The organism is Streptomyces himastatinicus ATCC 53653 (assembly GCF_000158915.1).
In the GTDB taxonomy this organism is placed as follows: Bacteria; Actinomycetota; Actinomycetes; order Streptomycetales; family Streptomycetaceae; genus Streptomyces; species Streptomyces himastatinicus.
In genome coordinates this window covers 9,736,689-9,747,359 of sequence record NZ_GG657754.1, presented here as the reverse complement: position 1 = coordinate 9,747,359, position 10,671 = coordinate 9,736,689, and the positions used below count along the sequence as shown (strand labels likewise).

Sequence of the window (10,671 nt, the reverse complement as noted above, 5' to 3'; positions counted from 1 at the left end):
CCCGCGCGGGTGATCAGCACCGCGCCGATGACCATGAGCAGCCCGACGCCCGCCGCGCCGAGGCCGAATCGTCACCAAGTTCCGTCTCCAGGGGCGGATGCTGGGTCTTCGGCGTCCCGTCCGGAGTGGCCAGATGCTCCTTGCCCGAGTACTTCACCGGGCGCGTCCCGTCGGCGGGCGGCTTCGCGGAGGCCCGGACGGCGGCCGCGGCGTCGATCTGCCCGTACCCGACCAGCGCGTTGCGCCCCTCGGCCGGATGGTTCGCCGTCTTCGTCAGCAGGGCGCGGACCTGGGCCGGGGTCAGCTTGTCGTTGTGCGACAGCATCAGGGCCACCACGCCCGAGGTGAGCGCCGCCGCGGGCGAGGTGCCGTTGACCGGCGCGTAGCCACCCGTGTTCTTCGCGCTCATGATGGCCACGCCGGGGGCGGCCACCGAGTTGTACGTCCGTACCGTGGAGAACTCGGCGCGGCTGCCGTTCTGCTGGGTGGCGGCCACCGCGATCACGCCCGGGTAGCCCGCCGGGTACGAGGCGTCGTTGAACATGTCGCCCTCGTTGCCCGCCGAGGCGATGACCGGAATGCCCTTCTGGGCCGCCCGGGCCAGGGCGTCGACCTCGTCCTCGTCGACGCTGTCGCCGAACATCTCGCCACCGAGCGACATGGAGATCACATCGGCGCCGTGGTCGACCGCGTAGTCGATGCCCTGGCTGGTCGGGCTGGCTCCGCCCTTGAAGTCCCCGGGGCCGTGGTCCTCCTTGTCGTCGATCACCCGGACCGACAGGATGCTCGCCTTCGGGGCCACCTTCAGGACGTCCGAGGCCATCGCGGTGCCGTGTTCGCCCCAACGCGGATCGCCGGGCTGGAGACCGTCCTTGAGGAAGTCGGGGCCGGTGGTCACCTTGCCGTTCAGCGCCACGTGGTTGGTCATCACGCCGCTGTCCAGGACCGCGACCTTGACGCCCTCGCCCTGCGCGGTGCTCTGCGCCGACGCCAGGCCGAGCGCCTTCGCCTCCCAGCTGGTGGGGGTGGGGTTGGCGGCGGCCGCGGGCGGCGCGGCCGCCACGCCCAGCGCCGAGCTGAGGACGGTCGCCGTCAGAGCCGTGGCGAGGCGCGCGGTGGTGTGTCGCCGGACGCTCATGAGATCCCCTCCGTCAGCAGGTCGAAGTAGTGGACCTGCAAGGCGTCGACGAGGCCGTCGGCGGCACCTCGCCACGGGGCCCGGTCCTGCTTGGCGTCGATGCTGTACTTGCCCCACTCGCCCGGCAGTTCGCCCGCCTTACGGCCGTCGACCGCACCGGCGGAGGCCACCAGGGCGTACGGGAGGCCACTGACCGGCTGCCCCGCCGAGCCGTTGGATCCCGCGTCGCTCCACTTGGCCGCGATGGTGCCGGGGACGGCGTACGCCTTCACTCCAGGCCCCGGGTTGTCCTTCTCCTTCTCGGCGTCGAAGAACGTGCCCATCTCCGACGTGTCGGAGTCGCTCTCCGGCAGGACGATCAGCGCCACGGTCGCGACCGTGTTGCCCGTCGGGTCCACGTAGGTGGCGCGCAGGACGGCCTTGCAGCCGAGCTTCTCCGCCTGGGCCGCGGTGGCTCCGCTCAGCCCGTCGTCACAACCGGTCTTCTCGGATATCCCGATGCGGTGCCACTGGGCGCGCTTGCGGTCGGGCGTCCGGGCCTCGCCGGTGCCCTGCCGGGGCGCGACGAAGTCCGGGAAGAGCTTGTCCGCGGGCTCGTTGCGCCACATCGACGCGCCGTACGCGGTGCGGTTGGGGATGTCCTGGCCGGCGTTCGAGTAGGCGTGCGCGGTCAGCGCGCCACCGCCCAGCATCGCGAGGGCGCCGGTGATGCCGAGGAAGGCGCTGAGGCAGGTGCGCCCGGTGCTCTTCTGCGGCTGCGCGGGCGGCGGCGGTTGCGGGGTGGGCCCGGCGCCGTACGGAGCGCCCTGGTGCCCCTGCCCGGCGTATGGCTGCCCCTGCCCGGCGTACGGCGGCTGACCCTGCCCGCCGTACGGAGCGCCCTGGGATCCCTGGCCGCCGTACGCCGGTTGCCCCTGCCAGCCCTGCGGGGGGCCGGGCGGCGGGGACGGTGGCATGGGCGGTGGGGGCGGCATGGGCGCCTGGCCCTGCTGGGGTGGGTATCCGTAGGGCCCGGCGTTGCCAGGGCCTTCAGGTGGTCTCGGGTACGACATGGCGCCCCTCCTCGGTGTCGGCGGCCGATGAGCGGGCGCAGAACGACAGAGGAGACCAACCTCCTACGGCACACGCCCCCGCACGTGCAGAGGTGACCCTACAGATCAAGCCTGGACGCGCAGTAACCGGCCCCGGATCAGGTACGGCGGTAGACGGTGAGGGAGTGGCCGACCTCGTCGACCGGGCGGCTGTGCTCGATCAGCGCCGCCAGCCGCCCCCGCGCCCAGGCGACCGAGGAGTCGGAGACGACGAGCAGCCCGTGCACCCGGCCCGGGGGCACCCGGCGCGGGTCGGGGGCGTGGATGCCGTACGCGGACGGCACACCGCTGCCCTTGTAGACCAGCCACACCCGCTCGTGCCGGTAGCGCTCCCGGAGCCGGTCGGCCAGCCGCCCCAGGTCCTGGCCCCAGTCGACGTTGGAGTCGTGCAGATGCAGATGAGTCCTGGCCGGGCCGCCGAACGCCTCATTGGCGTACGGCAGGTAGTACGGGTAGGTCCGCAGCGAGCTGACCGCCACGCACACCACCAATGCCGCCGTCACACCGAGGGCCCCGCGCCACCGGAGCGTGACCACCCCGGCCGCGGCGACCGCCAGGAACATGGGCAGGAAGAGCGCGTACCGCACACCGAGGTCGCGGGCTCCGTTCATGGCCACGGCCAGCAGCACGGCCGCGGGCAGCAGGACGTACGGCGCCGCTGGCCGCATCCGGGGCACCGCCACCATCGCGACGGCGCCGACGGCCCACAGCGCGAGCATGCCGAGCGGCGTCTTCACCAGCAGCGCGGCGGGCAGGTAGTACCAGAGCGAGCCGTGGTACCGGTGGCCCAACAGGAAGCCGCGCCACGGCTGGTTCTCGAACCCGAACTGGATGCGCATCCCGTCGCGGAACGGCTCGGGGACCGGCAGCAGGTCGACCGCGAGCCCCCGCAGCCCGTGGACGGCGGGCACCTGGCCGGGCGTGGTCCAGCGCAACCGCGGGTCGACGGCGAGATACGCGACCCACACCACGGCCAGCGCGACCAGCGCCATGCCCACCGCGCCCGCCACGCCCAGCGCCAGGACCCGCGGCGCCCGGAGCAGGCCGCTGCCGGGTGTCCGGCGGGCGTACGCGTACGACAGCACCGCCAGGAGCATCAGCACCGGAACCGCGGGCAGCGCGCTCATCTTGGTGGCCACGGACGCGCCGAGCGCCGCCCCGGCGAGCGGCAGATGGGGCATGGGGCGGCGGCGCGCCCGCCACAGCAGCCACACCGAGGTCAGCAGGAAACCGGCCATCGGTACGTCGAGCGTGGCGAGCGAACCGTGCGCGATGACATCGGGTGAGAACGCGTACAGGGCGAGCGCCGCCACTCCGCCCACGGGCCCGGCCAGCTCCGTTGCGAACGCGAAGACGACCAGCCCGAACAGCAGCGTCAGCACGATCACCGGCAGCCGCGCCCACAGCATCAGCTGCCAGGGGTCGTTGCCCGACTCGTACAGCAGACGCCGCCCCAGCGCCCCCTGGTCCCCGGTGAAACCGGGGGCGAGGCGGGCGTGGACGCACAGCAGTCCGGTGGCGATGACGAGCTTGCCCAGCGGCGGGTGTTCGGGGTTGAACCGCAGGCTGTGTTCCTGGAGGTACGTCTTCGCCGTCCCCACGTACACCGGCTCGTCGATGGTCGGCGTCTGCTCCACGGCCGCGGTCACCATCGCGACGGCCATCTGCGCGAGCAGCACGGCCACCACGACGGCGACGGCCACGGCCATCCGGCGACGCGGCCGCCGCGGGCCACCGAGCCGTAACTCCCCGGCCCGCGCCACCGGACCCACGGCCGCCCGGGTCACCCTGTCGAGGACACCTGCCACGTGCATGGAACCCGACCATAATGGTGCGCATCCGCGAACGGGCTCAGGAACGCGAACTCGGCGCGAACCGCAAAAAGCGTGGCGTGAGCGTGGCCGCCCGGGTTAGCGGGCGGTGCCGAAGTCCTGCGTCCAGTAGTTGCCGGACCCGGAGAGGCCGACGCCGATCTCCTTGAAGTCGCAGTTCAGGATGTTGGCCTTGTGACCGGAGCTGTTCATCCAGCCCTCCATCACGCTCTTGGCCGAGCTGTAGCCGTAGGCGACGTTCTCGCCGTAGGTGCTCCAGGAGTAGCCCGCGCGCTCGATCCGGTCGCCCGGCTGCGACCCGTCGGACCCGGTGTGCGACATGTTGCTGTGCTCCGCCATGTCCTTGCTGTGGGCCTCGGCCGCCTCGGTGAGCTTCGCGTTCACCTTCACCGCCGAGCAACCCACCTTGGCGCGCTCGTCGTTGACGAGCTCCACGACCTGGGCCTCGGCGCTGGACGCCGCCGCGGTCGACGGGGAGGCGGCCTTGGTGGCGGGCGCGGTGGTGGCCGGGGCCTTGGACTTCGCCGCCGCCGGAGCGGTGTCGGAGAGGGTCGTGGCAGGGGCGGAGGTCGTGCGGGTTCTCGGCGTGGCGGAGGCCGACCGCGACGCCCGCTCCGTCTCCTTCGCCCGTTTCGTCGGCGACGCCGTCTTCTCCGCGTCCCGGTGGTGGCTCTTCTTCTCGTGCCACCGCTGCCCCTGGCCCTGCTCCTGCTCCGCGGTCGCGCGGGCCTCGACACCACGCGCCTGAGTGCCCTTGTCGTCCGGCCCGTCCAGACACGCCATCGCTACGGACGGCACACCCACGGCGGCCGCCGCGACGGCGACGACGGCTATCTTCCGGTGGTGCGTCTTGGTGGTCCGGTGCTTGCTCATGCGTGGCCCTCACTCGGTAGTCGCGGCACGCCCTCCCCCGTGTACGGCCGACTCTGGGCGGAGCGATGCCAGAACTGCCGAGGCGCTTGTGGGCCGTCATTCTTAGGTCCGCGCCGAAAGCAATGCAACAAACGTTCGCTACTACCGAGGGTCGTAGTGCGGGGCGTCGCTTGCGAAGGAACACCGAGGTGTGCTGAGGAGGTCCGGTGAAGGAGATGTGACGGTGTCCCGCCGTCAGAACGCCTGGTGGCCTTGTGACCGGGCGGGACACCGGACCCGCGGCGAACCCGGATACGACATGTCGGCAAGGGCCGAAAAGTCTCCGATTTCGCCGAGCGGGTATCTACTATTGCGCCCCGTTCGTTCCTGGGGCAGGTGTGACTGTTGTCATGGGTTCGCCATGATCGGCTCGAGGAGATCCGTCAGTTCGAGGAGATCCGCGCGGCCACGCAGGGGTCCTCGTTGCGGTAGCCGAGACGGGTGTAGAGCCGCTCGGCGGGAGTGTTGTCGGCGAGCTGCCACAGGGTGCAGAAACCGTGGCGGCGCACCGCGTACCGGGTCAGCCACGACGTCAGCGCCGCGCCCAGACCCTGGCCGCGCTGGGCGGCGTCCGTCGCCACGGACGCCATCAGCGGCGCCCCGCTGTCCCGCAGGCTGCTCATGGCGCCGCAGGCCACGAGTCGGCCGTCGTCGCCGCGGATCCCGCACCACAGGCTGACGTCCGCGGAGCCGGGACCGGTCGAGTAGGCGGGGCTGTGTTCGCCGAGGAAGTCGAGCAGCTCACCGTGGTGGCTTTCGTCCAGGACGACCACGCGCTCCTCGCCCCGCTGCACGGGCGGTTCCTCCAGCGTCCAGCGGAACACCCACTCGACGACGTCGTTCACCGGCAGATGGCGGGCGACCAGGGTCTCGGTGCCACGCGGCCCGGTGAACTCCCGCACCTTCTCCGGACGGCGCTGCGCGGCGCGCAGCACCAGCCCGGCGGCGGGCTCCGGGCCGCCGACGGTCCACACATGGCCGCGGACGTCGTCGAGCCACGCCGCGGCGCCATCGCCCGACCAGCTGAACCGGTCGGCCGGGCGTTGCCGGGCGGCGCCGAACCGCAGCAGCGCGGAACCGGGTCGCAACTCCAGGCCCTGTTCGAACAGGTCCGTGGTCCGGGGAGGAAGAGTCGTTGCCAGCATCGCTCTCAGGAAGGACGTAGGGAGGGACGGCGACAGCCCGGACACGCGCGGGCGCGACCGGAGACTGTCCTGCTGAGGTATGGGGAGCCCGTCGGCGGCTGCGCGCGCGGGCGCGCCCGGCCGAGCGGGCGGTCCACTGTCGCATACGGTCCCGGGCCCGGGGCAAATCGGCGAAGGCCCCCCACCAGGGGTTCGTCCGGCCGCCGCGGAGGTGTCCCCCGCCGTTCAGAACGCCGACGCCGAGCGTCCCCCGGTGCGGGGCGAGTCAACGGCCCGTGGACGGCGGGCGATCCGCGCCGTACGCGTCGGGCACCAGCTCGCCGGGCCCCCGGGTGCGGATGTGATGGCCGCGACAGCTGCGTCCGGCCGCCCGCACTCCGGCGAGCGGAGCCGCCCAGCCCGCACCCGTCCCGCGCGGCCGCCTGCCGGAGCGGGGCCGGCCGGCGGGGGCGGCGGCTGCCACCCACGGCGTACGGCGGTGGCGGCGCGGCTCACCGCACCGCCGGGTCCGGCTCACCGCTCCGGCGCAACGGCCGCAACCTGCTGCTCGCCCAGCCCGGCGAGGGCACCCGGCAGCGCCCCGGTGTGCACGACGCCCAGCCGCTGGGTCGCCCGGGTCAGCGCCACGTACAGGTCGCTCGTCCCGAACTCCACCGGCTCGGCCACGATCACCGTGTCGAACTCCAGCCCCTTGGCCTGCCGCGGGTCCAGCAGCACCACCGGGCTGGTCAGGTCCGGCGACCGGCCTGCGGACGCGTCCGGAAGCGCGGCCGCGAGGGCGTCGTGGTGGCCGCGCTGGGCGATCACCGCGATGCGGCCCTCCGTACCCGACTCCCGCGCCACCGCGTCGGCCACCGCGCCCGGCAGGTCGGCGGTGTGCCGCGCCCAGGGGCGTACGCCGGTGGCGCGGACCGAACTCGGCGGTTCGAAGGCGGGGTCCGCGGTCCGGGCCACCTCCGCCGCGACCGCCATGATCTCGGCCGGGGTGCGGTAGTTGACGCCGAGCCGGGTGTGTTCCCAGCGGTCCTCGACGTACGGGGCGAGGATCGAGGACCAGGAGCCGCAGCCGCCCGGCTCCGCGGTCTGCGCGGGGTCGCCGACGAGCGTCATGGAACGGGTCGGGGACCGGCGCATCAGCAGCCGCCACGCCATCGGGGACAGCTCCTGGGCCTCGTCCACGATGATGTGGCCGAAGGCCCAGGTGCGGTCGGCGGCGGCGCGTTCGGCGGCGCTGCGGTGGTCGGCCTCCTCGTTGCGGTCCGCGAGGCGCTCGGCGTCGATGAGGTTGTGGGCGGCCAGCACCTCCGACTCGTCGTCGTCGCGGTCCTCGAACTCCTGGGTGCGGGAGCCGTAGGAGAGGTCGAGCACACCCTGTGCGTACTCGATGCGCTCCAGCCGCGCCCCCTCGGCGGCGGCGCGGGCCGCGGAGTCGTCCTCGCCGAGCAGTTCGGCGGCCTCGTCCAGCAGCGGTACGTCCGCCGGGGTCCACTCGCCGCCGGTGCGGCGGATCGCGGCGGCGTCGGCGTCCGAGACGTGGACGGGGTCGGTGAGGAAGTCCGCGACCAGCCGCTCCGGGGTGAGTGCGGGCCACAGCTCGTCGATGGCGGCGTGCACCTCGGGGCTGGTCGCGATCGCCTTGCCGAGCTGGGCGATGTCGTCGGTGCCGAGGAGGTTCGGGCCGCCGTACGGGTCCGCGCCGATCCGGTCCGTCAGCTGGGCGGTCAGCCCGTCGATGACCTTGAACGCGAAGTGCGGGCGGGCCAGGTTGTGCGGCAGCCCGGTCTCGCGTGCCCGCCACAGCGCGTCGCTCGCGATGTCCGCGTCCAGGACCAGGTCACCGTCGTCGTGGTCGATCACGATCGCCGGGTCGGGCAGCACCTGCCGGTCCCGTACGAAGCGGGCCAGGGCGTCCGCCATGGTGGCGCGGCCCTTGGCCTCGGCGGCCTCCGGGGTGTCGGTGCCGGTGGCCGTCACCCCGGGGTACAGCTCGCCGAGCGTGGCGAGCAGCACACCGGTCTCGCCGAGCGCGGGCAGCACCTCGCCGATGTAGCCGAGGAACGCCGGGTTGGGCCCCAGGACCAGCACCGCGCGGCGGGCCAGCAGCTCGCGCTGCGCGTACAGCAGATAGGCGGCGCGGTGCAGCGCGACCACGGTCTTCCCGGTGCCGGGGCCGCCCTCGACGACGAGGACGCCGTGGTGCGGGGCGCGGATGATCCGGTCCTGTTCGGCCTGGATGGTCTGCACGATGTCGTGCATCCGGCCGGTACGGGCCGAGTCGAGCGCGGCGAGCAGCACGGCGTCCGCGTCGGTGTTCTCGTGCCCGGTCCGTACGGTGTCGGCCAGGTCCAGGATCTCGTCGTGCAGGGCGGTGACCTGCCCGCGCTCGGTGGTGATGTGGCGCCGGCGCCGCAGCCCCATCGGGGTGTGCCCGGTCGCCAGGTAGAACGGTCGCGCCACATCGGCCCGCCAGTCGATGACCAGCGGGGTGCGTTCCGCGTCGTCGCGCCGGATGCCGATGCGCCCGATGTGGTGGTCGCGGCCGTCACGGAACTTGAGCCGCCCGAAGCACAGCCCCCGCTCCCCCGCGTCGAACGCGGCGAGCAGCCCGGACCGCTCGGCCACCAGCACATCGCGCTCCAGCCGCGCCTGGAAGTTCCGCCCCTCCATCGACAGGGCGTCACTCACCGCCTCCTCGGCCCCGGCCCGCAGCTCGGCGAGACGCGCATGGAGCAGGTCGATGAATTCCTGTTCCTGGCGCCATTCCGCGTTTGACAATTCAACTCCCGCTGGATATGATGACTTCATCGAGTTTCAATGTGCCTGGATTGTGTTCAGGCACACAAATCCCCAATATACGCAGCAGAACTCCCCGGACTCAAGCCAGCCGGGGTTTTTTCTTTTCCCCCTTCCCCACGTTAATGCGCTACCGCGCGCATTCCCGGTTCAGCCGGATCAGGGGCCCCGGTGGGCAACTGGGTCGCCGCCGGGCGACCCCGCCCGCCCACGCCGCCGCGTCCATCGCTCCACCACACCGCGCACGGCGCCTGCCAGCGCCTTGCGGACATCACACCGCCCGGCGATCTCCACACCCGCCACCGGAACGCGGCGGCCGGGCAACTGGGGACATTCCAGCGGCACGCCGGAAACCCACCTCCCCGATTACGCTGCTCGCGCGGGAGAGCACCCGACCGAGGCACCCGCTCGGAGCCGAAGCGAGAGCGAGGATCGAGATGTTGTCCGCGATGCCCGCCACGGAACCGCACGACCACATGGCACACGGATCAGGTGAATTCGGCGGCGAGGGAGCGCGACGATGAGCGGCCGCCATCTGGAGGTGTGCGTCGTCGGCGCCGGCCCCCGGGGGCTGTGTGTGGTGGAGCGGCTGTGCGCCAACGAGCGCGCGACACGGTCGTACGAGACCATCACCGTGCACGTCGTCGACCCGGCGGCGCCCGGCGCGGGCACGGTGTGGCGCCCCGGCCAGTCCCGCCATCTGCTCACCAACACCGTGGCGTCCCAGATCACCGTGTACACCGACGACAGCGTGCGCATCGAGGGCCCGATCGAGCCGGGCCCGAGCCTGTACGAGTGGGCGCGGAGCCTCGCCCGGTTCGGCGAGCCCGGCGAGTACGACACGCCCACGCTCGCCGAGGCCCGGGCGCTCGGCCCCGACTCGTACCCCACCCGCGCCTTCTACGGCCGCTATCTGCTGGACAGCTTCCAGCGGGTGGCGGCGCGCGCCCCGGAGCACATCGCCCTCAGGGTGCACCGCTCGCGCGCGGTGGCGATGGCCGACACCAGCGGGGTACCGGGCGGGCCGCAGGGCATCCGGCTGGCGGACGGCACCAGGATCCACCAACTGGACGCCGTGGTCCTGGCCCTGGGCCACCTCCCCGCCCACCTCACCCCGCGCGAGGAGCGCACCGCCAGCCTGGCCCGCATCCACCACCTCAGCTATCTCACCCCGGCCAACCCGGCCGATGTGGACACCGGCTTCGTCGGGGCCGGGGAGCCGGTGCTGCTGCGCGGGCTCGGCCTCACCTTCTTCGACCACATGGCGCTGTTCACCACCGGCCGCGGCGGGGTGTTCGACCGTGTCGGGGACCGCCTGGTGTACCGGCCCTCGGGGCGCGAGCCGAGGATGTTCGCCAGCTCGCGCCGCGGGGTGCCGTACCACGCGCGCGGGGAGAACCAGAAGGGCGCCTCAGGGCGCCACGTTCCGCGGCTGCTCACCCCCGGGGCCATCGCCGGGCTGCGCCGCCGCGCCGCGGCGGGCGAGCGGGTGCGCTTCCGCGCCGATGTGTGGCCGCTGATCGCGGCGGAGGTGGAGAGCGTCTACTACGCCACGCTGCTGGTCTCCCGCGGCGCCGACCCCGGGCCGTTCACCGACCGCTTCCTGACCGCGTCGCACCGGGAGCGGGCCGCGCTCCTGGACGCGCACGGCATCGCGCCCGGCGACCGCTGGGACTGGGAGCGACTCCAACAGCCCTGCGCCGGGCGCGAGTTCGCCGACCGGGCGGAGTACCGGGCCTGGCTGCTCGACCACCTCGCCC

Annotated in this window: 7 protein-coding genes; 1 reads left to right on the top strand and 6 read right to left on the bottom strand. The window is 73.1% G+C overall.

The window, feature by feature from the left end; translation table 11 throughout:
* Window positions 1–13: 13 nt before the first annotated feature.
* The 6 genes from SSOG_RS41165 to SSOG_RS41135 form a co-directional block, all read right to left on the bottom strand.
* Window positions 14–1,138, bottom strand: coding sequence for a S8 family peptidase (locus tag SSOG_RS41165; protein WP_063631622.1), 1,125 nt, complete (start codon window positions 1,136–1,138; stop codon window positions 14–16).
* Window positions 1,135–2,190 carry a hypothetical protein gene (locus SSOG_RS47830; protein WP_009720244.1) on the bottom strand — a complete coding sequence of 352 codons (1,056 nt, stop codon included), beginning with the start codon at window positions 2,188–2,190 and terminating at the stop codon, window positions 1,135–1,137. Before SSOG_RS47830 ends, SSOG_RS41165 begins: the two co-directional genes overlap by 4 nt.
* 137 nt (window positions 2,191–2,327) lie before the next feature.
* Window positions 2,328–4,043, bottom strand: a complete 1,716-nt coding sequence (locus tag SSOG_RS41150) for a phospholipid carrier-dependent glycosyltransferase (protein ID WP_009720243.1) — start codon at window positions 4,041–4,043, stop codon at window positions 2,328–2,330.
* 96 nt (window positions 4,044–4,139) lie between these two features.
* Window positions 4,140–4,934 (bottom strand): CAP domain-containing protein, encoded by a 795-nt coding sequence (locus SSOG_RS41145; RefSeq protein ID WP_009720242.1) that lies wholly within the window; start codon window positions 4,932–4,934, stop codon window positions 4,140–4,142.
* A gap of 422 nt (window positions 4,935–5,356) precedes the next feature.
* On the bottom strand, window positions 5,357–6,118 hold the full coding sequence (locus SSOG_RS41140) for a GNAT family N-acetyltransferase (RefSeq protein WP_039939979.1): 762 nt from the start codon (window positions 6,116–6,118) through the stop codon (window positions 5,357–5,359).
* 513 nt (window positions 6,119–6,631) lie between these two features.
* Window positions 6,632–8,923 (bottom strand): HelD family protein, encoded by a 2,292-nt coding sequence (locus tag SSOG_RS41135; protein WP_050800158.1) that lies wholly within the window; start codon window positions 8,921–8,923, stop codon window positions 6,632–6,634.
* A gap of 508 nt (window positions 8,924–9,431) precedes the next feature.
* Between SSOG_RS41135 and SSOG_RS41130 the strand changes: the two genes are divergently transcribed.
* Window positions 9,432–10,671 (top strand): FAD/NAD(P)-binding protein (locus SSOG_RS41130; RefSeq protein ID WP_009720239.1); only part of this gene is annotated, 1,240 nt, incomplete at its 3' end.